Source organism: Kitasatospora sp. NPDC001261 (genome assembly GCF_042896795.1).
Classification (GTDB): Bacteria; Actinomycetota; Actinomycetes; order Streptomycetales; family Streptomycetaceae; genus Kitasatospora.
Map to the genome: position 1 here is coordinate 199,999 of NZ_JBIAXP010000004.1, position 25,066 is coordinate 225,064.

General features: G+C 73.7%; 23 protein-coding genes and 1 pseudogene. 9 read left to right on the forward strand and 15 right to left on the reverse strand.

The window, feature by feature from the left end:
* Nucleotides 1-99 precede the first annotated feature (99 nt).
* Genes ACFY4B_RS07740 through ACFY4B_RS07760 form a run of 5 tightly spaced genes read right to left on the reverse strand, consistent with a single transcriptional unit; the run spans nucleotide 100 to nucleotide 4,519 of the window.
* The gene (locus ACFY4B_RS07740; protein WP_387966818.1) at nucleotides 100-1,221 is read right to left on the reverse strand and encodes a beta-ketoacyl synthase N-terminal-like domain-containing protein; all 1,122 of its coding nucleotides are present in this window, start codon (nucleotides 1,219-1,221) and stop codon (nucleotides 100-102) included.
* Nucleotides 1,218-2,183 carry a hypothetical protein gene (locus tag ACFY4B_RS07745; RefSeq protein WP_380742025.1) on the reverse strand — a complete coding sequence of 322 codons (966 nt, stop codon included), beginning with the start codon at nucleotides 2,181-2,183 and terminating at the stop codon, nucleotides 1,218-1,220. The genes ACFY4B_RS07740 and ACFY4B_RS07745 overlap by 4 nt, the downstream gene beginning before the upstream one ends.
* A complete protein-coding gene (locus tag ACFY4B_RS07750; protein WP_387966819.1) occupies nucleotides 2,180-2,983 on the reverse strand; it encodes an alpha/beta fold hydrolase in 804 nt (267 codons plus the stop codon). Before ACFY4B_RS07750 ends, ACFY4B_RS07745 begins: the two co-directional genes overlap by 4 nt.
* A complete protein-coding gene (locus ACFY4B_RS07755; RefSeq protein WP_049652156.1) occupies nucleotides 2,980-4,221 on the reverse strand; it encodes a beta-ketoacyl synthase in 1,242 nt (413 codons plus the stop codon). The genes ACFY4B_RS07750 and ACFY4B_RS07755 overlap by 4 nt, the downstream gene beginning before the upstream one ends.
* Nucleotides 4,222-4,258: 37 nt before the next feature.
* Nucleotides 4,259-4,519: an acyl carrier protein gene (locus ACFY4B_RS07760; protein ID WP_049652157.1), complete on the reverse strand. Its 261-nt coding sequence runs from the start codon at nucleotides 4,517-4,519 to the stop codon at nucleotides 4,259-4,261.
* A 155-nt stretch (nucleotides 4,520-4,674) separates the two neighbouring features.
* Here ACFY4B_RS07760 and ACFY4B_RS07765 point away from each other — a divergent pair, with 155 nt between their 5' ends.
* The 4 genes from ACFY4B_RS07765 (at nucleotide 4,675) to ACFY4B_RS07780 (ending at nucleotide 7,580) form a co-directional block, all read left to right on the forward strand.
* Entirely contained in the window at nucleotides 4,675-5,022 is a 348-nt protein-coding gene (locus ACFY4B_RS07765) for a winged helix-turn-helix domain-containing protein (protein ID WP_220450033.1), read from the forward strand.
* Nucleotides 5,023-5,076: 54 nt separating this feature from the next.
* Nucleotides 5,077-5,316 (forward strand): hypothetical protein, encoded by a 240-nt coding sequence (locus ACFY4B_RS07770; RefSeq protein WP_049652159.1) that lies wholly within the window; start codon nucleotides 5,077-5,079, stop codon nucleotides 5,314-5,316.
* 78 nt (nucleotides 5,317-5,394) lie between these two features.
* Nucleotides 5,395-6,222, forward strand: a complete 828-nt coding sequence (locus ACFY4B_RS07775; RefSeq protein WP_387966820.1) for an ABC transporter ATP-binding protein — start codon at nucleotides 5,395-5,397, stop codon at nucleotides 6,220-6,222.
* Nucleotides 6,222-7,580, forward strand: a complete 1,359-nt coding sequence (locus ACFY4B_RS07780) for an FtsX-like permease family protein (protein WP_049652161.1) — start codon at nucleotides 6,222-6,224, stop codon at nucleotides 7,578-7,580. The genes ACFY4B_RS07775 and ACFY4B_RS07780 overlap by 1 nt, the downstream gene beginning before the upstream one ends.
* Here the strand turns inward: ACFY4B_RS07780 and ACFY4B_RS07785 are convergent.
* From ACFY4B_RS07785 to sbnB, 4 genes and pseudogenes are all read right to left on the reverse strand, one after another.
* Nucleotides 7,472-8,416, reverse strand: a complete 945-nt coding sequence (locus tag ACFY4B_RS07785; RefSeq protein ID WP_234348408.1) for a substrate-binding domain-containing protein — start codon at nucleotides 8,414-8,416, stop codon at nucleotides 7,472-7,474. The two genes, ACFY4B_RS07780 and ACFY4B_RS07785, sit on opposite strands and share 109 nt — an antisense overlap.
* Nucleotides 8,417-8,419: 3 nt before the next feature.
* Nucleotides 8,420-8,803 (reverse strand): annotated as a pseudogene (locus tag ACFY4B_RS07790) (LysR family transcriptional regulator); the annotation flags it as partial.
* A gap of 13 nt (nucleotides 8,804-8,816) precedes the next feature.
* Nucleotides 8,817-9,617 carry an AfsR/SARP family transcriptional regulator gene (locus ACFY4B_RS07795; protein ID WP_234348407.1) on the reverse strand — a complete coding sequence of 267 codons (801 nt, stop codon included), beginning with the start codon at nucleotides 9,615-9,617 and terminating at the stop codon, nucleotides 8,817-8,819.
* 310 nt (nucleotides 9,618-9,927) lie between these two features.
* Complete coding sequence (sbnB, locus tag ACFY4B_RS07800; RefSeq protein WP_387966822.1) at nucleotides 9,928-11,010, reverse strand: 2,3-diaminopropionate biosynthesis protein SbnB; 1,083 nt, start codon at nucleotides 11,008-11,010, stop codon at nucleotides 9,928-9,930.
* Nucleotides 11,011-11,304: 294 nt separating this feature from the next.
* Here sbnB and ACFY4B_RS07805 point away from each other — a divergent pair, with 294 nt between their 5' ends.
* From ACFY4B_RS07805 to ACFY4B_RS07815, 3 genes are read left to right on the forward strand one after another with little or no spacing between them, the layout of a single operon-like run.
* Nucleotides 11,305-12,855 carry a tryptophan halogenase family protein gene (locus ACFY4B_RS07805; protein WP_074002444.1) on the forward strand — a complete coding sequence of 517 codons (1,551 nt, stop codon included), beginning with the start codon at nucleotides 11,305-11,307 and terminating at the stop codon, nucleotides 12,853-12,855.
* Nucleotides 12,856-12,885: 30 nt separating this feature from the next.
* Complete coding sequence (locus ACFY4B_RS07810; protein ID WP_387966823.1) at nucleotides 12,886-14,196, forward strand: cation:proton antiporter; 1,311 nt, start codon at nucleotides 12,886-12,888, stop codon at nucleotides 14,194-14,196.
* On the forward strand, nucleotides 14,193-14,753 hold the full coding sequence (locus tag ACFY4B_RS07815) for a flavin reductase family protein (protein WP_387966824.1): 561 nt from the start codon (nucleotides 14,193-14,195) through the stop codon (nucleotides 14,751-14,753). Before ACFY4B_RS07810 ends, ACFY4B_RS07815 begins: the two co-directional genes overlap by 4 nt.
* A gap of 68 nt (nucleotides 14,754-14,821) precedes the next feature.
* Here the strand turns inward: ACFY4B_RS07815 and ACFY4B_RS07820 are convergent, their stop codons facing one another.
* Nucleotides 14,822-15,832 carry an ArsR family transcriptional regulator gene (locus ACFY4B_RS07820; RefSeq protein WP_387966825.1) on the reverse strand — a complete coding sequence of 337 codons (1,011 nt, stop codon included), beginning with the start codon at nucleotides 15,830-15,832 and terminating at the stop codon, nucleotides 14,822-14,824.
* A gap of 104 nt (nucleotides 15,833-15,936) precedes the next feature.
* Complete coding sequence (locus ACFY4B_RS07825) at nucleotides 15,937-16,155, reverse strand: MbtH family protein (protein WP_074002447.1); 219 nt, start codon at nucleotides 16,153-16,155, stop codon at nucleotides 15,937-15,939.
* A gap of 467 nt (nucleotides 16,156-16,622) precedes the next feature.
* Between ACFY4B_RS07825 and ACFY4B_RS07830 the strand changes: the two genes are divergently transcribed.
* A complete protein-coding gene (locus ACFY4B_RS07830; protein ID WP_387966826.1) occupies nucleotides 16,623-17,831 on the forward strand; it encodes an MFS transporter in 1,209 nt (402 codons plus the stop codon).
* A gap of 94 nt (nucleotides 17,832-17,925) precedes the next feature.
* Here the strand turns inward: ACFY4B_RS07830 and ACFY4B_RS07835 are convergent, their stop codons facing one another.
* From ACFY4B_RS07835 to ACFY4B_RS07845, 3 genes are all read right to left on the reverse strand, one after another.
* Complete coding sequence (locus ACFY4B_RS07835) at nucleotides 17,926-18,513, reverse strand: hypothetical protein (protein WP_387966827.1); 588 nt, start codon at nucleotides 18,511-18,513, stop codon at nucleotides 17,926-17,928.
* A 122-nt stretch (nucleotides 18,514-18,635) separates the two neighbouring features.
* Nucleotides 18,636-19,907: an MFS transporter gene (locus ACFY4B_RS07840; protein WP_387823133.1), complete on the reverse strand. Its 1,272-nt coding sequence runs from the start codon at nucleotides 19,905-19,907 to the stop codon at nucleotides 18,636-18,638.
* A 177-nt stretch (nucleotides 19,908-20,084) separates the two neighbouring features.
* Nucleotides 20,085-20,819 (reverse strand): TSUP family transporter, encoded by a 735-nt coding sequence (locus ACFY4B_RS07845; protein WP_387966828.1) that lies wholly within the window; start codon nucleotides 20,817-20,819, stop codon nucleotides 20,085-20,087.
* A gap of 292 nt (nucleotides 20,820-21,111) precedes the next feature.
* Between ACFY4B_RS07845 and ACFY4B_RS07850 the strand changes: the two genes are divergently transcribed.
* Nucleotides 21,112-23,646: an SdrD B-like domain-containing protein gene (locus ACFY4B_RS07850; protein WP_387966829.1), complete on the forward strand. Its 2,535-nt coding sequence runs from the start codon at nucleotides 21,112-21,114 to the stop codon at nucleotides 23,644-23,646.
* A gap of 58 nt (nucleotides 23,647-23,704) precedes the next feature.
* Here ACFY4B_RS07850 and ACFY4B_RS07855 read toward each other — a convergent pair whose 3' ends face one another.
* Nucleotides 23,705-25,057, reverse strand: a complete 1,353-nt coding sequence (locus ACFY4B_RS07855) for a right-handed parallel beta-helix repeat-containing protein (protein ID WP_387966830.1) — start codon at nucleotides 25,055-25,057, stop codon at nucleotides 23,705-23,707.
* Between the last annotated feature and the right edge of the window lie 9 nt (nucleotides 25,058-25,066).

Below are 25,066 nucleotides of genomic sequence, written 5' to 3' on the forward strand. Positions count from 1 at the left end.
TGTCCCTCCTCTGTGTCGGGGCCGTCCGGGCCTGCAGACCGGGCCCCGCCGGGGCCGGGCCTGCCGCGACCGGGCCCCGCCGTGTCCGGGCCGCCGCGGTCAGCCGCCCAGGAGCGCGCAGCCGACCGTGCCGTCCCGGTCGACGCAGGTCACCAGTGCCAGCCCGCCCTCGGGCAGCCGTCCCTCGCCGGCCGCGGCCAGCACCGCCGCCAGCTGGAGGCCGGTCGCGGCCGCCGAGGCGTCGCCGAGCAGCGGCCGGCAGCGGAGCCACTGCGGCTCCGCCCCGGCGGGCAGGGCCGCGCGCACCGCCGCCTCCTCGTCCGGTCCGCCGAGCGGGGCCGCCAGGCGTACGTCCCGGCCGTCCGCGCCGGCCTCGGCGAGTGCCGCGCGCACGCAGTCGGTCAGCGCCCCGGCGGCCTGTTCGAGCCGGTGGTAGGCGCGGAAGCGGGTGCCGAGCAGCCGTGCCAGGACCGGGCGGTGCGCCGCGCGCGCCTGCTCGGCGGACTCCAGCAGCCAGGCGACGCCGCCCTCGCCGAGTGGGGTCCGGCCGTCCTCGCCCGCGCTGTGCCACTCCAGCCAGGCGCGCTGGACCGAGTACTCCTCGGCGGCGCCGCACAGCACCCGGTCGCAGTGCCCGCCGCGGTACAGCCGGGCGGCGTAGCCGAGGGCGAGCAGGCCGGCCGACCAGCCGCCCGCGATGGTGCTGTTGGGGCCCTTGATGCCGTGCCAGATCGCGCACTGGCCCGCGGCCCGGTTCATCACGGTGTTCGGGAACCTGGCCGGGTCGACCAGGTAGGGGCGGTCGCCGGTGAGCGAGTCCTTGGTGAAGTCCATGATGCTCTGCACGCTGCCCGAGCCGGTGCCCAGGACCAGGCCGACCCGTTCGGGGCGTTCCAGCAGGCCGGGCCCGCAGCCGTCGAGCAGGGTGCCGAAGGTGTGCACGGCGAGCGCGGTGACCCGGTCCATGGTCCTGGTGCCCTTGCGGCCGAGGGCCGCGGCGGCGCTGAAGTCCGGTACCAGGGCGGCCTGTTCGTAGGGGCCGGGGTACGCGGTGCGGTCCAGTGCGGCGACGGCGCCGGTGCCCGCGCGCAGCCCCGCGCCGAAGGCCTGCGCGCCGACCCCGAAGGGCGAGACCGCCGACCAGGCGGAGAACACCGGCTCGGGCACCGCCCGGTCCGGGCCGGCCGGCCGGGCCCGGGCCCGACTGTCGGTCGCCGTCATGCCCGGCCCCGGCCGAGGGCCTTGCCCGCCTTGCCGGTCAGGGCGTCGGTCAGCCGGTCGTCGAAGTCGACCAGGCTCCAGTCGCGGCGGTTCTCGATCACCGCCCAGCCGTGGGTGATCCGGCCGGTGGCGGTCGGCACCAGGACGCCGTCGCGCAGCACGTAGGCGTCCATCCGCGCGGTGTAGGTCAGCCGCTTGAAGACGCTCTCTACGGTGTAGACGGTGTAGAGCGTCTCCTCCATCAGCGCCTCGTCGAGGAGGGTGATCCGGGAGTGCGGGACGACCGGGATCCAGTCCTGCTCGTCCAGCAGGGTCTTGATGGAGACGCCGCGGTCCGCCAGGAAGAGGTCGACGACCTCCTCCATCTGCCGCAGGTACCCGGACATCTGGACCCGCTCGGTGAAGTGGCAGTAGAAGTACGGCATCCGCCACGCCCAGCCGAAGGCGTTGCGGCCCGCCGTCAGCTGCTCGAGCGGGTCGGTGCCGGGCTCCAGCGGGACGGGCGCCGCGCCCGCGCCCAGCCGGTCGACGGTGAGTCCGACGAGCTCGGCGGGCGGTTCGGCGACGGCGTGGCCGCGCGGGTCGGAGCGGAGGTGGACGGTGGCCTTGGCGGCGACGGCCTTCACCGTCTCGCCGGAGCGCTCCACGGTCAGCTCCACGCCCAGGCGCAGCCCGCCGCCGTCCTGGGCGGGCAGCCGGCGCACGGTGGCCGTCACCACGTCGTCGATGTGCAGCGCGGTGAGGATCTTGGTGTCGAGATCGGTGAGGTCGACGCCCAGGCCGTACCGCTCGAAGAGCTCCCCGGGCGGGAACCCGTGCTGCCGGGCGTGGTCGTAGACCGCCTCCTCGACCAGGTAGTTGACGTGCTTGAAGCCGATCCAGGTGCAGATGTTCGAGCCCTCGTAGCGGGGGCGCAGCCGCACCCGCGTGGTCGGGTCGGCGGCGGGGGCACTGCTGGTCATGGCAACTCCTGGGGTGAGAGGGTGGTGGCGTCGGCGTGCGGCGCCCCGGGCACGGCGGCGCGCAGGAACTCGCACACCAGCCGGGTGACCAGGTCGGGCCGCTCGACCATCGGGAAGTGCCGACAGGCCGGCAGCAGTTCGTACCGCGCCCCGGGCACCCGGGCCGCGAGGGCCCGGCCGTCCTCGGGCCGGGCGGCGGTGTCCCGCTGCCCGGACAGCACGAGCAGCGGCGAGCCGACGGCGCCGAGGTCGAGCGTGGGGGAGCGCAGGTAGGCCTCGAAGAACCGCATCCAGCCGTACGGCCCGACCTGGTCGCGCAGTTGGCGCGCCATCCAGTCGCGGTGGGACCGGGCGAACCGCGCGGTCTCGCCGACCTCCAGCGCCTCCTCGAAGACGCGGTGGAAGTCGTTGAGGTAGTACGAGATCACCGACCAGTCGAAGTCCTTGGGGCTGGGCCGGTAGAAGGGGCTGATCAGCACGGTCGGCCGGGGCGCGGTGCGGCCGGCCGCGGTCGCCTCGACGACCAGGTTCGCCGCGTACGAGTGGGCCACGACGGCGTCGAAGCGCTCGTCCAGCAGCTCGACCAGGAACCGGCCGGGGTCGGGCCGGGCGCCCCAGCCGTCGCCCTCGGACTGGGCACGCCACGGCAGTTCGACGTCCCACAGCTCGAAGGCGGCCCCGGCCCGCCGGACCAGCGGGCTCCACACCGAGGGTTTGCCGCCCAGGCCGTGCAGCAGCAGCACCCGGACCGGGTCGGGGCCCTCGGCGGCCCTGCGCAGCCGGGGGGTGGGCGCGCTCATGCGTCCGGGTGCGCTCGGTACGCGCCGAGGATGAGCACCGCGTTGTTGCCGGCGAAGGCCAGCGCGTTGTTCTGCACGATGCGCACCTCGGCGGGGCGGGCCCGGTTGGGGACGGGGTCCAGGCCGCACTCCGGGTCGGTCTGCCGGTGGTTGATCGTCGGGGGGATGAAGCCCTCCTTGATCGCCAGCGCGCAGGCGGCGGAGGCGAGGGCGCTGGCCGCGCCCATGGTGTGGCCGAGCATGGACTTGATGGAGACGGTCGGCGGCGGGGTGGCGAACACCTGCCGGATCGCGCCCGCCTCCGTCACGTCGTTGGCCTTGGTGCCGGTGCCGTGCGCGGAGATGAAGTCGATGTCCTCCGGCTTCACCCCGGCGTTGCGGTGGGCCAGTTCGATGCAGGCGGCGAGGCTGTCGCGGTCCGGTGCGACCGGGTGGTGGGCGTCGCAGTTGAGCCCGTACCCGAGCACCTCGGCGTAGATCCCCGCGCCGCGGGCCAGCGCCGACTCCAGGCTCTCCATCAGCAGGATGCCGGCGCCCTCGCCGGTGAGGATGCCCTTGCGGTCGACGTCGAAGGGCTGGCTCAGCTCCGGCGCGATGGTGCCGAGCCGGTAGAAGCCGGTGAAGGTCTTGCGGCAGACCGCGTCGGCGCCGCCGGACAGGGCGACGTCCGCCTCGCCGGAGCGGATCGCGTCGAAGCCGGAGCCGATGGCGTAGTTGCCCGCGGCGCAGGCGGTCGCGATGGTGACGGCCTCCACGTCGGTGAGCTCCAGTTCGCGCACCACGCTGCTGGACAGCAGGCCGGCCGCCGACCGGCGGGCCACCACCGCGGGCAACCCTTCGGGTCCGTGGTGGAGTTGGTGCTCCGTCAGGGCGTCGAGGTCGCGCGACTCGCCGTCGGTGGTGCCGACCGAGACCAGGACGCGCCTGGCGCGGAGCTCCTCCAGGGCGAGGCCCGCGTCGGCCACCGCCATCCTCGCCGCCGCGACGGAGAACTGGCTGGCCCGGCCCAGCTCTTCGGGATCCCCGTGCTCGATCCACTGGGCCGGGTCGAAGTCGTCGATCTCGCAGCCGTTCGCGTGGGCGTAGCCCGTGGTGTCGAAGGACGTGATCGGCTTGACGCCGCTGCGGCCGCTGCGGAGCCCGCCGAGGAACTCGGCCGCCCCGGTGCCGATGCTGGTGACCGCGCCCAGCCCGGTGATGACGACCCGGCGCGGTTCCCGGTCTCCGCTGCCCACCATTGCTGACTCCGTTCTGTCGACTCGGCGCTGCGGCGGGCTACTTGGACAGGCTCTCCTGGACGACGGCGACGACGCCGTCCAGGTTGACCATCCGGATCAGCTCGGCCTGGTCGATCTCGATCGAGAAGGTCCGCTCCAGCGAGGAGAGGATCTCGATGGCGCCCAGCGAGTCGGCGTTGTGGTCCTCCTTGAACCGGCTGGTGTCGGTGACCTCGTCGGCCTCCAGTTCGAGGATGTCGCAGACGATCTCCTTGATCTGGGCGCGCTGTTCGGTGGTGACGACCGCGGTGCTGGGCATTTCGCCTCCCGGTGAGGGGGTGGGTGCGACAGATGATGATCTGAATTCTTCTCGCCCGCGCTGACGGACAACTGACGTGCAACTGACGGTCGTTGATCGGCTTGACAGTGCTCGCCAACACCTGTCAGTCTCAACTTTCAGGTAGGAGGAAGAGGGTGGGGGTGCCGACAAGCGCGGAACTACTGGCCCTGCTCGCCGCCGTCGGGCACACCCAGCGCCTGCGGATCATCGGCGAACTGGCGCAGGGCCGGGTCCACGTCAGTGAACTGGCCCGGCGGCTGGGCATGTCCAGGCCGCTGCTCTACATGCACCTGGAGCGGCTCGAACACGCCGGCCTGGTCGCCGGCGCGCTGGAGCTCTCCGATGACGGCAAGGCCATGAAGTTCTTCGAACTCACTCCGTTCGACATCCGCGTCACGGTCGACACCGTCATCGCCGCCCTCCGGGAGGACCGGGCGCGGGTCGACGGGCGCAACGCGACGCCCGAAGGCAGCGACGCCTGAACCAGGCGCCGCCCGGAGGAAGGCGCGACGCCCGAAGGAACAGAAGGGACCCTCATGAGCGGCGGCGTGATCGCCATCGTCATCACACTGATCGTCATCGGCGGGATCAGCGTCAGCATCGTCTCGTACTTCACCCTCCAGCGGCACCGCGCGGACGCCGCCGCGATGGCCGCCTACCGGCAGCTGGCCGAGGAGACGCTGACCGGACAGAAGGCGCTCCGGGGTGAACTGCGGGCGCTGACCGCCAGGTTGGCATCGGTCGAGGACCTGCTGCGAAGCGTCGACGAACTCTGAACCACCCGTCCCACCCGTTCCATCCGCGCCGGCCGGCGCCATCCCGTCCCATCCGTCCTGGTCACCCACGGAGTCGCCATGACCACCGCCACCGTGCACGGCATCGACGATGCCGTGCGACTGAGGAACGTCTGCCGTGGCTACGGCAACGAGCGCAACCGGGTCGTCGCCCTCGACGACGTGTCGGTGGGCTTCGGCCGCAGCACCTTCACCGCGGTGATGGGCCCGTCCGGTTCCGGCAAGACCACACTGCTGCAGTGCGCCGCCGGGCTGGACCGGCCGGACTCCGGCTCGGTCTCGCTGGACGGCATGGAGCTCGCCGGGCTCAGCGAGAAGGAGCTCACCAGGCTCCGCCGGGACCGGATCGGCTTCATCTTCCAGGCCTTCAACCTGCTGCCCGCGCTGAGCGTGGCCGACAACGTGGCCCTGCCGCTGCGGCTGGCCGGGCGCCGGCCCGGCCGGGAGAGCGTCGAGCGGGTGCTGGAGCAGGTCGGCCTCGGCGCGCGCAGCAACCACCGGCCCGGCGAGCTGTCCGGCGGCCAGCAGCAGCGGGTCGCCATCGCCCGGGCCCTGATCACCCGGCCCGCGGTGCTCTTCGGCGACGAGCCGACCGGCGCGCTGGACACCCGCACCGCGGTGGAGATCCTGCGGCTGCTGCGCCAGGCCGTCCACAACGACGGGCAGACCGCCGTCATGGTCACCCACGACCCGGTCGCCGCCTCCTACGCCGACCGGGTGCTGTTCCTGGCCGACGGGCGGATCGTCGACGAGCTGAGCGGCGCCTCGGCCGACACCATCGCCGAGCGGATGACCCGGCTCGGCGCCTGGGGCGACAGCTCCGACGGCTCCGGCACGGCGGTCGCCTCCGGCACCCCCGTCGCCCGCGGCGGAGAGGCGGCCCGCTGATGTTCGCCCTGGCCCTGCAGACCCTGCGGTTCCGCAGGACGAGCTTCATCGCCTCCACCGTCGCGCTGTTCTTCGGCGCGGTGATCCTCACCGCCTGCGGCGGCCTGATGGAGACCGGCATCCGCCACCGGGTGCCCCCGTTCGCGGCCGTCCCGCCGGGCACCCAGCAGGCGGCCAGCCGGCTGATCTCGATGTCCGCGGTGTTCGGCGGGATCGCCGCGATGGTCACCGTCTTCATCGTCGGCTCCACGCTGGCCCTGGTGGTCCAGCAGCGCCTCGGCGAGATGGCGCTGCTGCGCGCGATCGGCACCCTGCCCGGCCAGCTCCGCCGGATGATCGTGGTGGAGACCCTGGTCGTCGCGCTCGTCGCCGTCGCCCTCGCCCTCGTCCCGGGCTACCTCGCGGGCGGGTGGATGCTGGAGCAGATCGCGGCCAGCGGCGTGGTCACGAAGGGGATCACCTACCACGCCGGCTGGATCCCGATGGTCACCGCGGGCGGCACCTCGATGCTCGCCGCGCTGACCGCGGCCTTCATCGCCTCCCGGCGGGCGGCGCTCTCCCGGCCCGCCGACGCGCTCGCCGAGTCCCGCCTCCAGCACCGCTGGCTGAGCGGCCCGCGGCTGGCCTTCGCGGTGCTCTGCCTGGCCGGCGGCACCGCGCTGGCGGTGGTCACCGGCACCGTGATGAACGGTGAGGTCGCCGCCAGTACGGCCGGCCCCTCGGCGATGCTCTGGGCGGGCGGGATCGCCCTGCTCGGCCCCGGGCTGACCAAGGTGCTCACCGGGGTGTTCCACCGCCCGCTGCGCGCGCTGTTCGGCCTGACCGGGGACCTGGCGATGGACAACGCCCGGGCCCGCCGGATCCGGATCGCGGGCGCGGTCAGCCCGGTGATGCTGGCCACCGGGCTGTCCACCGCGCTGATCTACCTCCAGACCACGCTCTCCGCCGGCCAGGGCGGTGACGGGGTCGGCGCCTGGGTCGACTACCTGCTGGCCGGCAGCATCATCGCGTACGCGGTGATCTCCCTGGTCAACACCCTGGTGGTGGCCGCCGCCGAGCGCCGCCGGGAGTTCGCCCTGCAACGGCTGGTCGGCGCCACCCCCGGCCAGATCCTGGCCATGACCGGCATCGAGTCGCTGCTCGTCACCATCGTCGGCACGGTGCTGGGCACCTTCGTCGCCGCGGCCACGCTCGCCCCCTTCCGGATGGCGCTGGACGGCTCCTGGCTGCCCCGCGGACCGGTCTGGATCTACCTCTCGATCGTCGGGTTCGTCGGGGCGCTGACCGCCCTCGCCAGTGTCTCGGCCACCGGCGCCGCCCTGCGGACGCCGCCGGCCGAGGCGCTCGCCACCCTGTGACCGGCCCCGGGCCCGGACCACTCCGGGCCCGCCCGGCCGGCCCCGCCCCACTGCACCCGGGGCGGCAGGAAGGACTCCAACTCGGCGAACTGGTCCGGGTGTCGGATGACCCACGACCAGTACCCGGGGATCGTGCGGGCGTACTCGCAGTAGTAGCGCCGGAGCGTGGTGAGCAGTCTGCGCTGGATGTCGTCGGTCACCGAGTCGCTGCGCCACACCAGCAGCATGTCGGTGCCCTCGGCGACGGAGACCGGGACGAGCCGCACCTCGCGGGTGACGCCGGTGGGCGGCGTCAGCGCGGCGGCCCGGACGTCCCGGACCCAGTTCATCGCCTCGTGGTGGCCGTCGACGTAGTGCAGCACCTCCAGGTCGGCCCGGCCGACGGCGGCGAACAGCTGCTTCTCGATCGGGTGGAACCAGTGGTCGCGGGTGTAGCGGACCCACCGCAGCGAGGCGAGCTGCGCCGGGCTCACCGCCTCCTGGCCGACCAGGTGGTGGTCGTGCGGGAGCGCCACCCAGACGGGCTCCCGCACGATCACCGTACTGGCCAGGGCGGGTTCGTCCGCCTCGGCCGAGGCGGCCAGCGCGACCCCGGGCACCATCGCGGCGTGCAGGGCGCCGCGGGACACCTGCGCGATGGCGGCGTCGGGGCTGAGCGTCTCGGTCTGCACCTCCTTGACCGGCAGCGCGGACTTGAGCGCGCTGCGCAGCGACGGCGGCGTCCACTCGGCGTTCCCGAACCGGAACACCTCCGAGAAGTGCGCGGCCGCCTCGGCGATCACCCGGTCCGCGTGCTGGACGAGTTCGGCCAGAATCGGGATGAGCCTTTCCCCCAAGGCGGTCGGAATGGTTCCGGTTCTGGTCCGTACGAACAGCTCGCCGCCCACGGCTCTTTCGATCCGCTTCAATTGTGCGGTGAGGCTCGATTGGGGAAGGCTCAATTGGGCGGCGGCTCTGGAAATGCTGCCCAGCCGGTCGATGGTGGTAACGATCTTGGCATGCCTCAACTCAACGTCCACTGGGCCCCCGTCCGCGATTCCGACTTCCTCGCGTAGCCACCAGGAAAAATCCAAGGCGGTCGCCACGCTAACAGAGTGATCCTTGACCGTCCACAGTCGGAAGCGGCGTGAACGGGCCGGAACGGGACGGGAGTCGGGAGGGGGGAATGCGCGGCGCGGCCGGTGATCGGAAACCGGTATTCCGGGATTTTCCGGAACGGGCATATGCCGAGCGGGATCAGGCCGGTACGGGTCCGGCGAAGTCGAGCACCCGCCGCGGCTCGCCGAGCAGGTCGGCCTGCCGGAGGATCGCCTGGTAGGCGTGGTGCAGCGCGCGGCCGGGCTCCAGCCCCAGGTCGTCGGCGAGCCGGCGGCGGGTGCTGTGGAAGACCTCCAGCGCCTCGGCCTGCCGGCCGTCGCGGTAGAGCGCGAGCATCAACAGCTCGCTCAGGCGCTCCCGTTCGGAGTGCTCGACGGCGAGCTGCCGCAGTTCGGACACCGGGACCCGGGCCGAGTCCACGGCGAGCTTGGCGGCGGTCAGGTCCTCGTACGCGCTGATCCGGCGCTCCTCCAGGTGCGCCGCCCGGATCCGGCAGCGCAGCCCGTCGCAGGAGTCCATCAGGGCGCCGCCGCGCCACAGGCCGAGCGCCTCCTCCAGGGTCGCGATGGCGCGGTCCGGGTCGCGCCGGGCGAGATCGCCGCCCGCGTCGGCGAGCCGCAGGAAACGGTGCGCGTCGATCGCGTCCGTCGGGACGTCGAGGAGATAGCCGCCGTTGGCGGTGCGGAGGGTTTCGTCGCCCTTGCGGCCGGTCACGGATTCCAGCAGCCGGCGCAGTCGGCCGACATTCGCCTGGAGGGCGTTGCGGGCATTGGCCATCGGCTGGTCGCCCCATAACTCGTCCACGATCTCGTCGAACGGGACCGGGATCCCCGGTGAGGTCGCCAGCAGGGTCAGCACGACGCTGGTCCGCTTCGACGCCATGGTGTAGTGCACGTTCTCGTGCGACAGGAGCAGCGGACCGAGAAGCTTGATTTCCACAGCAGCACCCCATGATTTTCCGAGCCGTCCAGGTGAGTCTGCGCGACGCCGGTGCGGACCGGGAGATACCAGCCGGGCGGGGCGGCCGGGGGCGGATGGTATGACACGCCCTGTGCATGACACCCGGAGGGGCGCCGGATCGACGGGGGAGCGATCCGGCGCCCGGCTCGGAGGCGGGGGTGCGGCCTCGCCGCGCCACCCGGGACGGGCCGACGGGGACGCACCGTGACGGCGGGCCCGTATCTGTCGACCTGTCAGAAGAATGCTACAGGTGGCGGGTTGAGCTGTCCATGGGAAGTCGGAGGTGCGGCTACGGCTGCCCGGCGCCCCGGCCGTAGCGGTCCAGCTCGTGGAAGAAGCCGTCCACGACGGCGAGTTCACCCCGTGCGGCCAGCTCGTCGTAGACGTACCGGCCGACCGCGAGGTCGAGCACGCCGAGCCCGAACGGCGAGAACACCACCGGCCGGTCGGTCGGCACCCGGACCTTTCCGGCCATCACCTCGTGGAGCGTGCCGTCGATGAAGTCCCGGTTGCCGGTGAGCTGTTCGGTCAGGTGCGGGGAGGTCTCGGCCTTCAGGCAGTGCTCGACGTCGTCCAGCACGTTGGCCGAGGCGAGCAGCACCTCGGGCGCCAGGTCGCGCAGCGAGACGTTGAGTACCACCGGGTTGTGGGAGAACCACGAGGGGTCGGTGAGGTGCGGCTTCGCGGCGACGGTCGCCAGGACCACCAGGTCCGAGGCGCGGACCAGTTCCTCGGCGCTCCCGTGCACGGTGATCCGGGGCGAGGCGCCGGCCTGCTCCCGGTCGGCCCGCTCCGGGTCCGCGCGCTCCAGGTAGGAGCGGAAGCCGGCCGCGTGCTCGGCGGACAGGTCGTGCACCCCGACCTCGTCGAACTCCCAGCCGGTGCGGGCCAGATAGGTGTGGATGTGCCGGGCGATCAGCCCGGTGCCGATGAAGCCGACCCGCCGCGGCCGGGGCCGGCCGACGGAGAGCCGGTCGGCCGCCAGCGCGGCCGAGGCGGCGGTGCGGGCGGCGCTGATGATCGAGCTCTCCAGGCAGGCGATCGGGTAGCCGGTCGCGGGGTCGTTGAGCACCAGCACCGCGGAGGCCCGGGGGAGGCCCGCGGCCACGTTCTCCGGGAAGCTGGAGATCCACTTGATCCCGTCGACCGGCGTGCCGCCGCCCACCGAGGCCGGCAGCGCGATGATGCGCGAGCTGGGCCGGTCCGGGAAGCGCAGGAAGTACGACGGCGGGTTGACCGTGTCCCCCTCGCCGTGCACCCGGTAGGTCGCCGCGACCAGGTCGACGGTCTGCTTCTCGTTGCCGGACAGCACGCCGTGCACCTGCGCGCCGGGGACGACGGCGAACTGCGGGATCTGCCTCTGCTGCGTCATGAGTGGCTCCGTCTCGGGGGAGATCTGGCCACAGCAGTGTGGCTGACCTGCGCTGACACCGCGCTGATGGCCCGTCAGGCGTTCGAATGGTCCGACAGGTACGGGTCAATCCGACCTGCGACTTTCGACCAGTGCCAAATGACCTGGTCGGACCTTACGAGGATGCCTAGAGTCACTCTCTGGTGGCGCCGCCCTCAGCTTCTACCAGCGGGGTGACGACCGACGGCGCCACCTCGGCCGGTATCCGGCACCTCCCCTGCCGGAAACACGTGGACCACCGAAGAGGAGTCACCAGTGCTCGACCGGGTTGTGATCGTAGGCGGCGGAACAGCGGGTTGGATGACGGCTTCGTACCTGAAGGCCGCGTTCGAGGACCGGGTGGACATCACCCTCGTGGAATCCGGCAACATCTCCACCGTGGGCGTCGGCGAGGCCACCTTCAGCGACATCCGCCACTTCTTCGAGTTCCTCGGACTCAAGGAGAAGGACTGGATGCCGGCCTGCAACGCGACGTACAAGCTCGCCGTCCGCTTCGAGGACTGGCGCGAGCCCGGCCACTACTTCTACCACCCGTTCGAGCAGATGCGCTCGGTCAACGGCTTCCCGCTCACTGACTGGTGGCTCAAGCAGGGGCCGACCAGCCGGTTCGACAAGGACTGCTTCGTGATGGCCTCGGTCATCGACGCCGGCCTCAGCCCCCGCCACCTCGACGGCGCCCTCATCGACCAGCCCTTCGACGAGGGCGCGGACGAGATGCAGGGCCTCACCATGTCCGAGCACCAGGGCAAGACCCAGTTCCCGTACGCCTACCAGTTCGAGGCCGCGCTGCTCGCCAAGTACCTGACGCAGTACGCCACCGACAGAGGCGTCAAGCGCATCGTCGACGACGTCCAGGACGTCCGGCTCGACGACCGCGGCTGGATCAGCGGACTGCGCACCGCCGAGCACGGCGAGCTCACCGGCGACCTCTTCATCGACTGCACCGGCTTCCGCGGGCTGCTGCTGAACAAGGCGCTGGAGGAGCCGTTCATCTCCTACCAGGACACCCTGCCCAACGACAGCGCCGTCGCCCTCCAGGTGCCGATGGACATGGCGAAGCGCGGCGTGCTGCCCTGCACCACCGCGACCGCCCAGGACGCCGGCTGGATCTGGACGATCCCGCTGATGGGCCGGGTCGGCACCGGGTACGTCTACGCGAAGGACTACCTCTCGCCGGAGGAGGCCGAGCGGACCCTGCGCGCCTTCGTCGGCCCCGCCGCCGCCGACGTCGAGGCCAACCACATCCGGATGCGGATCGGCCGCAGCCGCAACTCCTGGTCCCGCAACTGCGTGGCCGTCGGCCTCGCCAGCGGCTTCGTGGAGCCGCTGGAGTCCACCGGGATCTTCTTCATCCACCACGCCATCGAGCAACTGGTCAAGTACTTCCCGGCGCAGGACTGGAACCCGGTCCGGCGCGACCTCTACAACCGGGCCGTCGCCCACGTCATGGACGGGGTACGGGAGTTCCTGGTCCTGCACTACGTCGCCGCCAAGCGCACCGACACCCAGTACTGGCGGGACACCAAGACCCGGAAGATCCCCGACTCGCTGGCCGAGCGGCTCGAACTCTGGAAGGCCCAACTCCCGGACTCCGAAACGGTCTTCCCCTACTACCACGGCCTGCCGCCGTACTCCTACATGAGCGTCCTGCTGGGCATGGGCGGCATCGAGGTGGCGCACTCCCCGGCCCTGGACCTCTCCGACGGCGCCGCCGCGGAACGGGAGTTCGCGCAGATCCGGGAGAAGACCGAACGGCTCGTCGCGACGCTGCCCAAGGCGTACGACTACTTCGCCCGGATGCGCTGACCACGATCCCGGGAAAGGGGCCCGTTCGTCATGGACGTCCTCCAGCTCCTGACACGCGTCGTGCACGCGGCCGCCGTCCTCGGCGTCGTGCTGCTGATCGCCGTGGCGGGCAGGAGAGTCGCGCGCCGTCTCCGGCAGCCGGAGGTGATCGGGGAGATCACGGGGGGCCTGCTGGCCGGGCCCGCCGTGATCGCCCTGGCCGGCCGGCCCGCCTTCGACGCCGTGCTGCCGGGGCCGGTGTTCGACCTCGTCAAGACCGTCGCCGAGGCCGCCCTGGTGCTCTTCCTGGTCGGCCTCGCCCACAAACTGCGCCGCGGCCGGGACCGGCTGCCCCGGCGCGCCACCACCTGGATCACCGTCGGGGCGCTGGTGCCGCCGCTGGCCACCGGAGGCCTGCTGGTCGGGCTGATCGCCCTCACCGGCGACCGGGCGGCCCGCGGCGGCGCCCCGCTGCCGGCCTTCCTCCTGATGGTCGCGGTCACCATGGCCATCACCGCCGTCCCGGTGATGGCCCGCATCCTGGCCGACCGCGGGATGAGCGACGGCGTCCCGGGCCGGCTCTCGCTGGCCTCCGCCGTCGTCATCGACGCCTGCGGCTGGCTGCTGCTCTCCCTGGCGATCAGCCTGGGCGCCGGGGACCCGGCACGCTCGCTGCACTCGCTGCGCGCCCTGGCCGTCGGCGTGGTCTGCGCGCTGGCCATCCGCTACGCGCTGGGCACCCGGACCGCGTCCCGGCTCTGCGGCCGCTCGCCCCGGGCGATGGCGGTCCTGGTCGCGGCGGCCGCCCTCGCGGTGGCCTTCGCCATGAAGCACCTCGGCATGACGTCGATCCTCGGCGCCGCACTGGCCGGGCTGGCGATCCCGCACGACGACGGCGGCCCGTGGACCCGGGTGGTGTCCACGGTCTCCCGGTCGGGGCAGTTCCTGACCCCCGCCTTCTTCGTGGTCACCGGGGTCACCGTGCTCACCGGCGCCTTCTCCGCCACCTCCGGGGTGCTGATCGCCGGCACCGTCCTGCTGGGCTTCCTCGGCAAGGGCCTCGGCGGCTACCTCGGGGCCCGGATCGGCGGCCAGCCGCCCCGGACCGCCCGGCGGATCGGCGCGCTGATGAACACCCGCGGCCTCACCGAACTGATCGTCCTCCAGGCCGGCTTCGCCTCCGGGGTGCTGCCCGCGCCGCTGGTCCTGGCCCTGGTGGTGATGGCACTGGTCACCACGGCGGCCACCGGGCCGCTGCTGGAGCTGTTCGACCGGATGGAGGGCCGCCCGGCGGCCGAGGGGATCAGCGCGACGGCCATGGCGCCGGTGGAGTCCGTCGAGACAGAAAGCGGTGCGAGATGACCGAGTACGCGGGCGACCGGGCCCGGTTACGGGCCGGGGCCTCCGGGGCGTCCGGAGCCGTGGGGACGGCGGGAGCCACCCCCGACGAGTTCCGGGCCATGATGAGCGGGTTCCCCACGGGCGTGAGCGTGGTGTCCGCCACCGGCCCCGACGGCGCCCCGAGGGGCATGACCTGCTCCGCGGTGTGCAGCGTCTCACTCGACCCGCCCACCCTCCTGGTCTGCCTGCGCTCCGGCAGCCCCACGCTCGAAGCGGTCACCGACAGCGGCCTGTTCGCGGTCAACCTGCTGCACGAGGACGCCCAGGGGACCGCCGAACTGTTCGCCTCCGGCAACCCGGACCGGTTCCAGCTGCTCCCCTGGGAGCAGGCCCCGGAGGCGGCCGGCCCGCACCTGGTGCGCGACGCCCACACGGTGGCCGACTGCGACGTGGTGCTGGCCCAGCGGGTCGGCGACCACGTCACCGTCTACGGCGAGATCCGCCGGGTCGTACGGCGCCACCACCCGCGGCCGCTGCTGTACGGGCTGCGCCAGTTCCGGGCCTGGCCGCGGAGCTGATCCCGGAACGGCGGGAAGGGTGAGGACCCCCGGCACCGGACGGCGGCCGGGGGTCCAGCCCGCTGCGCCTACGAGGCGAGCAGGTGCGAGGCGCTCCGCGGCCGGGCCCCGCGGGCCGGCCGCTCGGACCGGTCGCAGCCCGTCGCCACCGGCCGTACCGGCCCGCCGTCCAGCAGCGCCATCCCGAGCGGCGTCACCGAGTGCAGCACGGTGTTGCGCACCCGGCGGGTGGTGATCAGCCCGCTCCGGCGCAGCACCGCCGCGTGCTGGCTGGCGCTGGCCGCCGAGATGCCCAGCCGGTCGGCGAGCTGGCTGGTCGTGCAACTCGCCCGCAGCGTACGCAGGGCGGCCGCCCGGGTCTGGCCCACCAGGGCGCCGAGCGGCCGCGAGCCGCTGTCCCGCTCCTGCCACAGCTGGGCCCCCTTGCGGGCGTGCGGCGGGGCCGCGAACACCAGCACCACCTGCGCGTCCGGCCCCTCGGCGTCGATCGCCAGGCCCGGCCGGTGGTTGAGGAACACCGAGGGGGTGAGCACCAGGCCCCGGCCGCCCAGCCGGATGTCCTGGTCCGGCCCGCCGGGGATCTCCAGGACCGGCGCCCGCCAGGTCATCCGGGGGTGCGCGGTGGACAGCAGCAGCTCCACCCCGCCGGCCATCACGATCCGGCCGCGCGCCTCGCACTCGGCCACCAGGTAGGCGTGCAGGTGCTGCCAGAACGGCGCCACGGCCAGCTGCCAGGCCTCCAGCAGGCAGGCGTCCACGCCTGCCCCGGGCCGCTGCGGCAGCTCGGCGGCCTCGGACGCGTCGAACGGCCCGGACGGCTCGGGCGGCGCGTCGGGCGCCTCCGCGTACCGCAGCGCCTGCCGGAGCAGCGAGTCCACGTCGTGCTCGGGACGGCTGCGCGGGCGGGGCACCGGCCGCCGGGGGAGGCGCTCGTTCACCTGCTTTCGCCACCGGGCGTACGGCGCGCTCACGCCGCGGTCCAGCAGGTCGCAGGCGAAGGCCGATTCCACGAGCGGGCCCATGGTGCTCTTCAGCCGGGTTCTGGCGAGGTCGGCTGCGGTGAAGTGAATCCTCTGCACGATGAAGGTCCCCGTTTCCGTGTCGATGAGGGAGAAATCGACGTGGCCCGGCCGCCGCCACGCTGGCAGGCCGGGCCCTTCCTCGGATGGATCGGACGTCGCCGCTACGAGGCCCGGGCGGCGGAGGCCTCGCGCAGACTGCGCGGGCGCATGTCCGTCCAGTTGGCCTCGACGTAGGCCAGCGCCTCCTCGCGCGGCCCCTCGGCCAGGGCCACCGCCCAGCCGTCCGGCCGCTCGGCGAACGCGGGCCACAGCGAGTGCTGGCCCTCGTCGTTCACCAGCACCAGGAAGGTCCCGTCCGCGTCGTCAAAGGGGTTCGACATGTCGCACACTCCATTCCGGGTAGGGCGCGGTGCGGCCCTCGGGTCATCGGCGCACGCGGGACAACCGGGTGGGCCCGCTCCGCACATGCTCCCTCGGCTCGCTGACATGGTGCTGACCGCACCCTGATGGGCCCTCGGCGAGCCCGCCGGGACTCGGGAGGGGGCGGTGAACTCTCCTTGGTCACAACGAATATGACACAACGTCCGTTCCGATACCGGCGTTCCGCACCGTTGCGGCCGGCGGCGCGGAGCCCGGCCGGGGGAGCCGGTGCGGCCGACGTCCCGGACGGGCGCCCGCACGGACGTGCCCCCGAACGGACGGCCCCCGCACGGACGTGCCCTACCATGGCCCCGTGTTCCTCTTCCGTGACTAGGGCCCCGCGCGGCGACCGCACCCCGGTGGTGCGGTCCTTCGGCGTCCCGGTCCACCGGCGCGCGGCGCGCGCCAGCTCCAGAGGAACCCCTCCATGTCTTCGTCCTACGCGACGGTCCTGCGCACCCCCGGCGCGGCCCGGCTCTTCAGCGCGGCCCTGACCGGCCGCCTCTCCTACGGTGTCGTCCCGCTCTCGCTCCTGCTGGCCGTCACCGCCACGACCGGCTCGTACGCCCGGGCCGGCTGGCTGACGGCGCTGTTCGCCGCCTCCAACGTGCTGCTCTCACCCGCCCGGGCCGGGCTGGTCGACCGCCACGGCCCGCGCCGGACACTGCCGCCGATGGCGGCCGGGTACGCGCTGGTGCTGCTCGGCCTGGCCGCCGCCACCTGGCGCCCCGGCGTCCCGTACCCCGTCCTGCTCGCCCTCGCCGTGGCGGCCGGCGTGCTCGCGCCACCCCTCGGCCCGGTCACCCGGGCGCGGTGGAGCGCCCTGCTGTCCGATCCCGGGCTGCGCCGCCGGGCCTACAGTCTGGACACCGTCGCCGAGGAACTCCTGTACGTCATCGGCCCGTTGCTGGCCGGGGTGATCGCGGCGACGGCCCGCCCGGCGCTCGGACTGGTGCTGGGCGCCGCCCTCGTCCTGACCGGCTCCCTCGCCCTGGCCGCCTCGGTCCGCGGTGTCGGGCCGGACCGCGCCGAGGCCGACTCCGCCGCCACCGGCGGCCGTTCGCGCCCCTGGCGGCCGCCGTCCCGGACCGGCCAGCCGCTCGCCGCGGCCGCCGGGGCCGGGGCCGGACTCGGTGCGTTCGCCCTGCTGACGGTGGTCTTCGCCCGGCGGCACGGGCAGGCGGCCGACGCCGCCTGGGTGGAGGCGGCGCTGGCGGCCGGGAGCGCGACCGGCGGCCTCGCCCTCGGCGCCCTCGACTGGCGGGCCCCGGCCCGGCGGCGGCTCGCCGTCCTCACCGCGGCCTTCGCCGGCGCGCTGGCCCTGACCGCCCTCGCCCCGACGGTCCCGCTCCTCGCGGCCGTCGCCGCCCTGGCCGGCCTCACCGTGGCCCCGACCCTCACCACCGCCTACCTGCTCGCCGACGAACTCGCCGAGCCCGGCCACCGGACGCGCGCCGGCGCCTGGGTCAACACGTGCTTCAACGCGGGCAGTTCGGGCGGCACCGCGCTGGCCGGCCTGCTCGCCGACCACCTGCCGCTGCCCCTCTGCCTCGCCCTCGCCGCCACCCCGGCCCTGGCCGCCCTCAGCACCGCCCGGCCCCGTCCCACCACCCCGCCCGACCGCCTGCCCGCCTGATGCCGGGCCACCGCGCGGGCGGCAGCACCCGCCCGCGCGGCCTCCGGGGCCTGGGCGGCGCATCGGAGGACGGAGCGGCGCGTGAACCCGGCGGTCACGCCCCGCGCGCGATGAGTTCCCGTACGCCGTCCGCGACGGCCTTGCTGGTGCGCCACCTCCGGAGGAGGCGGTCCGCCGCCAGTTCCTCGACGACGGAGGTCAGCCAGGTGTCGTCGCCGAGCCGTTCGACCCGGCCGAGGTCGACGATGTTCCCCAGCAGCTGGTGCAGCAGGGTGATCTCGGGCGCCGGGTACCACCGCCGGTGGTGGACGAACCGGGGGCTCCACAGGTCGTAGGGGTGCCGGACCATGGCGCTCAGGCAGGAGCCGTGGGTGCCGATCGCCTCGTGGGGCGCGTGGTGACCGGTCAGGAGTCCGCCGGCCGGTGTGCTGCGGAACCGGCCGCTGGTGACCCCGAGCTTCAGGCTCATCAGGCGCTTCCACGGGACCAGGAAGGGCTCCCGCCCGGTGACGCGGTGCTCGAACCCCTCGGGGAGGACGGCGAGATACGCCTTGCTCTCGTGGTCGCCGATGTACCAGTCGCCGTCGACCCGCACCAGCGGGCCGAGGCCGGGACCGAGGTCGCGGCCGGCCCCGACGGGCGGCGCGGCGGTACCGGAGGCGGCGGGGCGGTCGGTGTTCATGGCTCTCCTCAGGACGGGCGAGCAGCTGCCCGCCGACCAGACTTCCCGGCACACCCCCCGCGGTCACCATACCGGCGGACAGCGGCCGTTGGGCGGGAGGACGCGCAACGGCCCGGAGGGTACTACCCGACGTCGGACGGCTCCGAGGCGGCCGGGACGGTCTCCAGCGCCGTCATCCGCGGGAGCAGGAACAGCACCGCGACCAGCAGGACCAGCAGCAGTCCGCCGCCGACGAGCAGCGGGGTGCGGATGCTGACGACGGAGGCGATCCAGCCGCTGAGGGCGGCGCCGGCCATGATGCCGAGGCGGCTCAGCAGCATGTAGCAGCTGTTGACTCGGCCGAGCAGTTCCTTCGGTACGGCCTGCTGGCGCAGCGAGATCGCCTGGATGTTCCAGGTGACGATCCCGAAGCCGATCACGCCGTACAGCGCGGCGACTTCGGCCACCGAGGTGCTCAGGCCCATCAGGATCAGCGAGACGCCCATCAGCAGGAAGGCGAGGGCGATCCGGGTGCCCCGGCCGAGCAGCCGGCTGAGCCGGCCGGCCAGGGTGCTGGCGGCGGTGCCGCCGATGGCGCCGGCCGCGAGCACGATGCCGTAGGAGGCGGCGGGTGCGTGGATGACCTTGGTGACCATCAGGACCATCATGGTGGTGCCCATGAAGCAGGCCAGCGCGCCGAGGGTGGAGAGCACGGCGAGCATCCGCACGTCGCGGTGGCGGAGCAGCCAGTCGACGCCCTCGCGGATCTCGGTGAGCACCGGGCGTCGGTCGGCCCGGGTGCTGGGGGCGGTGGAGCGGCCGGTGGCGGCGACCAGGACGGCGGCGAGCGCGAAGGAGACGCCGTCCACGGCGAAGGGGTGGGCGGCGGCGACGGCGAACAGCGCGGAGCCGAGCAGCGGGCCGATCAGGTTGCCGCCGACCAGCATGTTGGCCTGCATCCGGCCGTTGGCGGCGTCGAGTTGGTCGGGGCGGACCAGCTCGGGGACGGCGGAGGTGGCGGCGTTGGAGAAGACCGTCTCGCCGCAGCCGAGGAGGAAGGCCAGGGCGGCGAGCGCGACCAGCGGCGGGTCGGCGAGGAAGACCCAGGCGGCGAAGCCGAGGACGACGACGGCGCGCGCGGCGTCGATGGTCCACATCAGCCGCCGCCGGTCGGCCCGGTCGGCGAGCACCCCGCCGTAGAGGGACATCAGCAGGAAGGGCAGCGAGGCGGAGACGGAGACCACGGAGACCGCGCTGGGGGAGTCGGAGACGGCCACCGCGAGCAGCGGCAGGGCGGAGTCCCGCATGCCGTCGCCGACCGATGAGATCGCCGACGCGGACCACAGCAGGTTGAACTTCCGGCCCAGTTGGGGACGGCTTTTGGACGGCTTCGCGGCCAGGTCTGCTGAGGTCACCGAGGCAGTATGTCATGTCCGCGGAGGGCCGTTCGGGCGGTTTCCGAAGTGCCCGGGGCGTCCCGAACTGTCCGTGTCGGTACGGGTGTCGGGCTCATCCGGGGGCGTCCGGAGTGTCCGGTGGGTTTCAGCCGGTTTCCGGTGGTTCGTCGGACGGCGGTGGAGGGCCGGGCGCGCTCAGCCCAGCCCCGAGACGCCCTTGACGAGGGTGGTCAGCCCGCCCGCCAGGGCCAGGCCCAGCACGACCAGCCGGGCGCGGGCCTCCGGCACCCGGGCGGCGAGCAGTCGGCCGATCGCCGCGCCGCCCGCGAGCGCGGTGGCCACCAGCCACCAGGCGGTCCCGGACAGCGCGGGCGGCCCCTTGCCCGCGAGGGAGAAGGCGTTCACCACCACGCCGTAGAACTGGGCGTTGGGCAGGAACTCGCGCGCCGTCCAGCCGGTGTTGACGGCGTACAGGGAGACGGCCGGACCGCCCACCCCGGCGGCCGAGTTCATGAACCCGCTGGTGGCGCCCGCGACCAGGGCGCCGCCGACCCCGCGCAGCGCGGCCGCCCGGACCCCGCGCAGCACCAGCAGCGAGGCCAGGGTGACCAGCGCGCCGATGCCGACGAGCAGTCCGGGCGTCGGAACCGTCGCCGCGACCCAGACCCCCGCCGGCACCGTGCAGGCCGCGGCGAGGATCAGCGGCAGCATCGCCGCCAGCCGTACCTGGCGCCAGCTGCCCAGCAGACCGACGGCGCTGATGGCCCCGGCGGCGAGGTTCGACAGCGTGACGCCGTCGCCCGGCCCGAGCAGCAGCACCAGGACGGGCGCCGCGACCAGGGCGAAGCCGATCCCGGCGAGCCGTTGGACGGAGGCGCCCAGCAGGACGGTGCAGCCCAGTACGAGGTCGGTGGTCAAGCCGTCGGGCATCGGGCGCGGCCTCCCTCTCGGCGGGCTCCGCCGTCGGCGGGCGGTGCGTACCGATCATGCCGCACAGGCGGGTCGGGCGTGCCGTCGGTCTCATCGGGGACGGCCCGGAGATGTGGTCGGGAAGTATGCGAACTAGTGAGGCCGTGTCCGAACTCGATGCGATTTCCCGGCGCTTTCCGTCACCCGCGCCGGTGAACGCGGGGTGAGTGCGGGACGTGGACGACCGGTGGCCGCTGTCCTGGGGGTCCTGTCCGGATCGGGCCTGCGCCCGTCGGTGAGGGGAGACGGAACCTTGAAGAGGACGAGAAGACGGACGCGCCGGGCCGCGCTGACGGCGGCCTTCGCCGTCGTGCTGGCCGGCGGAGGACTCGTGGCGGCCCCGCCGGCCTCCGCGCAGGGCGGTGTCGGGGCGGTGACGGTCCGGGTGGTCCGGGCGGTGGACGCCACCGGCGTGTGGACGCCCGCGCTGGAGCCGGGCATCGCGGGCGTGACGGTGACGCTCACGGATGACGCGGGCACCAGGACCGAGGGCGCCACGGGCACCGACGGCACGGTGACGCTGGCCCCGGCCGCGAGCACGGCGACCGACGGCAAGTACCGCGTCCGGGTGGTGAATCCGAAGCCGGGCACGCTCTTCCCGGCCTTCGCCTCGCGCCAGGGCCTGGACGGCGCGCCGAACCAGTTGAGCTCCAACGAGGAGTTCGTCGACCTCTCCGACGGCCGGAACGTCGCGTACACCACCGGGTTCTGGTACCCGGGCGACTACTGCCAGAAGAACGCCCCGCTGGTGACGACCTGTCAGAACACCACCTGGCAGGGCGGGGAGCAGCGCACGCTGGTGTCGTTCCCGTACGGCGCGCGCGGCCAGGACGGCGTGGACGTCGACGTCACCGGCATCGCCACCGACGCGCAGACGGGCACGCTGTTCGGCATCGCGTGGAACAAGGCCGACCGGCGGGTGTTCTCCTCGGCGGCGGCCAAGCGCACCACCGACTACGGTCCGGGCGGCGCCGGCGGGATCTACGTGACGGACCCGGCGCGGAAGACCACCACGCTGTTCGCCACCGTCCCGGACGCCGGTGGCACGGCGCACGCGCCGGGGTCGGACGACGCGTTCCTGGCCGTGCCGGGCAAGGAGAGCCTCGGCGGGCTCAAGGTCACCGAGGACGGCCGGGACCTGTTCGTCGTCAACCTCAACTCCCGTGCGCTGTACCGCTACGACGCCACCGCGGCGACGGCCGCGACGCCGACGGCCGTCTACCCGGTCCCGGACCCGGGCTGCCCCTCGGCCGGGGACTGGCGGCCGTTCGGCCTGGGCCTCCAGGACGGCGTCGGCTACCTGGGCGGTGTCTGCTCGGGCGAGTCGACGGGCCGGGCCTCGGACCTGCGGGCGGTCGTGCTGCCCTTCGACCCCGCCACCGGGCTGTTCCAACCGGCCGTCCTGGACCAGCCGTTGGACTACCCGCGGCAGTCGACCGTGGGCAGCGGCCCGTGCGACGGCGCCGGCTGGTTCCCGTGGACGGACACCTATCCGACCTCGCAGAACGGCCAGGCCTGCTCCGGCTACCGGGCCCAGCCGGAACCGGAGTTGGCCGAGGTCGGCTTCGAGACGGACGGCTCGATGCTGCTGGCCTTCCGCGACCGCCTGGCCGACCGGGCGACGGGCCAGTCGGCCTCGGGCGCCGCGGTCGGCGAGGTGCTGTCGGGCGGTGACCTGGACAAGGCCTGCGCGGAGAACGGCACGTACGTGCTGGACACCAACAACGGGTGCGGGCTTTCGCCCCGGGGCACCCGCTTCTTCGACACCAGCCGGTTCGGCGTCCACCACAACGCGGACTACGCCGGGATGGCGCTGTCCAAGGTCGAGAGCACCATCGGGATCTCCGGGTACGACCCCAACAACACGGCCTTCGGCTACGGGACGGCCTTCGTCCAGCGGGCGGACGGCCGGCAGGCCCCGGGGACCGGCCTGCGGCTCAACCCGGCGGACGTGCCCGCGCCGTTCGGCAAGGGCGCCTCGATGGGCGACCTGGAGGTGCTCTGCGACCGGGCGCCGCTGCAGATCGGCAACCGGGTCTGGTACGACCCCGGGCGCACGGGCATCCAGCGGCCGGGCGGGCGCCCGGTCCCCGGCGTCACGGTGCACCTGTACGACGGGGCGGGCGCGCTGGTCGGCACGACGAGGACCTCGGCGCGCGGCGAGTACTACTTCGACGACTCGAACGTCACCGGCGGCCTCGCGCCGCGCACCCGGTACACCCTCCGGCTGGACGAGCCGGCCGACTACGCCGAGGGCGGCCCGCTGTTCGAGTGGGCGCCCACCCGGCACGACGTCGGCGACGACCCGTTCGTCAACTCCAAGGGCGTCGTCCCGAGGGGCGGGAAGTACGCCGAACGGGAACTGACCACCGGCGGACCGGGCGAGAACGACCACACCCTCGACTTCGGCTTCCGCCCGACGAGGGGCGTGCTGACCCTGGTCAAGGTGGACCAGGACGGCAGGCCGCTGGCCGGGGCGACGTTCCAGCTGTGGCGGGTCAGCGGCGGACCGGGGTGGCCGGGGTGGCTCGGCTGGCCGGGCCCCGGCCGCGAGCGCGGGGACACGCCGGTCGGCGAGCCCTGCACGACCGGGGCCGACGGCATCTGCCGGGGCAGCGGCGGACCGGGGACGTACTACTGGGTGGAGCTGAGGCCGCCCGAGGGCTACGCGGCGGACCGGACGGTCTTCGGGCCGCTGGTGCTCACCTGCGACAACCTCGGCGACGGGATCACGGTGACGGTGGTCAACCGGCTGATCCCCGGCCCCTGGCTGCCGCACGACCGGTGACCGGCGCCGGGCGGCCCCGCGGGGAGCAGAGTCCGCGGGCCCGCCCGGTGCGGCCGGTTCAGTGCTTCGGGACGGCGTCCGCGGACTCCGGCAGCGGGTAGGCACCCGGGTCGACCGGCCCCGGGAGGTCGGTCGCCGGGCGGCCGGGCGCGGTCGGGTCCGGCAGCGAGGGCTGCGCGGGCGGGACGGGCACCTGGCTGAACGGGATGCCGGGCGGCGCCTGGACGGGGCTGGTGCGGCCGAAGGGCGGGGCGCTCCGGCCCTGGGCGGCGCAGCCCGCCAGCGTCTCCAGGCCGTCCGGGCTCTGGACGGCCGGCTGGTTGCCGGTGAAGCAGTTGCCCGGGTCGACGGAGGCGAGCACCAGGTCGGTGCCGTTGCCGGTGGCCCGGTTGCCCTCGACCCGGTTGCCGCTCGCCGGGTGCCCGGGCGGGTCGGTGATGACGATGCCGGCCGCGCGGTTGCCCTGGACGAGGTTGCGCTGCACCTGGTTCGCCGTGCCGCCGCCGATCCCGATCCCGATCCCGTAGGCGCCGTCGGCCTGTTGGGGGGTGTCGGTGGCGTTGTTGTCGGTGACGACGTTGCCCACGATCACCGCGCCGTGCTGCGGGGCGAGGGCTTCGAGGTCGTTGGAGTTGACGGTGACGCCGACCCGGTTCCCGGTGACCCGGTTGCCGACCACGGTGAGCCCGTCGGAGGCGTTGGTGATCTCGATGCCGACGGCGTTGCGCTCCACGGTGTTGCCCCGCACCAGGGTGTCGCAGGGCTTGCACTGGCCGACGTAGATGCCGGAGTCGGCGCCCCCCGAGGCGTACGAGTCCTCGATGACGCCGCCGCGGGCGTCGAAGGCGTAGATCCCGTACAGGCCGTTGTTGTAGGCGGTGACACTGCTGGCGCGGAAGCCCTCGACCACCGGGAAGCGCACGGTGTCCAGCGGGTTGTAGGCGGAGCCGCCGGCGCCGTGCTGCTGGAGCTTCTCGTCGGTGACGCCGGTGAACAGCACGCCGTTGGCGAGGTAGCCGTGGACGGTGAGGTTCTCCACCACCGAGCCGGGGCCGGAGGCGGTGATGCCGTTGACCAGCCGCAGCCCGCCGTCCAGCACCACGGTGTTGCGGTCGGTGCCGCGCAGCACGATCCGGGGCTTGGTGACGCGCACGCTCTCCCGGTAGGTGCCCGGGTCGACCAGCACGGTGTCCCCCTCGCGGGCGACGTCCACGGCCTGCTGGATGGTCGGGAAGTGCTGCGGGACGCGGATGACCGTGCCGTCCGGGTGCTTGGCGTCGGAGGAGGACGAGCCGCCCGAGGAACAGCCGGCCAGCGCCAGGACGGCGGCGGCGAGCAGGGCGGGCAGGCGCCTGGCGACGCGGGCCCCGGGTGGGGGTGTCGTGCCGGACCGCGGGTGACGTGTGGTCAAAAGTTGCAT

Bases quoted from the DNA above. Each gene is read 5' to 3' on its own strand.
- ACFY4B_RS07760 (WP_049652157.1), bottom strand. From the start codon at position 4,519: ATGCCCAGCACCGCGGTCGTCACCACCGAACAGCGCGCCCAGATCAAG.
- ACFY4B_RS07830 (WP_387966826.1), top strand. From the start codon at position 16,623: ATGTCTTCGTCCTACGCGACGGTCCTGCGCACCCCCGGCGCGGCCCGG.
- ACFY4B_RS07755 (WP_049652156.1), bottom strand. From the start codon at position 4,221: ATGGTGGGCAGCGGAGACCGGGAACCGCGCCGGGTCGTCATCACCGGG.
- ACFY4B_RS07740 (WP_387966818.1), bottom strand. From the start codon at position 1,221: ATGACGGCGACCGACAGTCGGGCCCGGGCCCGGCCGGCCGGCCCGGAC.
- ACFY4B_RS07810 (WP_387966823.1), top strand. From the start codon at position 12,886: ATGGACGTCCTCCAGCTCCTGACACGCGTCGTGCACGCGGCCGCCGTC.
- ACFY4B_RS07835 (WP_387966827.1), bottom strand. From the start codon at position 18,513: ATGAACACCGACCGCCCCGCCGCCTCCGGTACCGCCGCGCCGCCCGTC.
- ACFY4B_RS07815 (WP_387966824.1), top strand. From the start codon at position 14,193: ATGACCGAGTACGCGGGCGACCGGGCCCGGTTACGGGCCGGGGCCTCC.
- ACFY4B_RS07825 (WP_074002447.1), bottom strand. From the start codon at position 16,155: ATGTCGAACCCCTTTGACGACGCGGACGGGACCTTCCTGGTGCTGGTG.
- ACFY4B_RS07775 (WP_387966820.1), top strand. From the start codon at position 5,395: ATGACCACCGCCACCGTGCACGGCATCGACGATGCCGTGCGACTGAGG.
- ACFY4B_RS07845 (WP_387966828.1), bottom strand. From the start codon at position 20,819: ATGCCCGACGGCTTGACCACCGACCTCGTACTGGGCTGCACCGTCCTG.
- ACFY4B_RS07780 (WP_049652161.1), top strand. From the start codon at position 6,222: ATGTTCGCCCTGGCCCTGCAGACCCTGCGGTTCCGCAGGACGAGCTTC.
- sbnB (WP_387966822.1), bottom strand. From the start codon at position 11,010: ATGACGCAGCAGAGGCAGATCCCGCAGTTCGCCGTCGTCCCCGGCGCG.
- ACFY4B_RS07750 (WP_387966819.1), bottom strand. From the start codon at position 2,983: ATGAGCGCGCCCACCCCCCGGCTGCGCAGGGCCGCCGAGGGCCCCGAC.
- ACFY4B_RS07770 (WP_049652159.1), top strand. From the start codon at position 5,077: ATGAGCGGCGGCGTGATCGCCATCGTCATCACACTGATCGTCATCGGC.
- ACFY4B_RS07745 (WP_380742025.1), bottom strand. From the start codon at position 2,183: ATGACCAGCAGTGCCCCCGCCGCCGACCCGACCACGCGGGTGCGGCTG.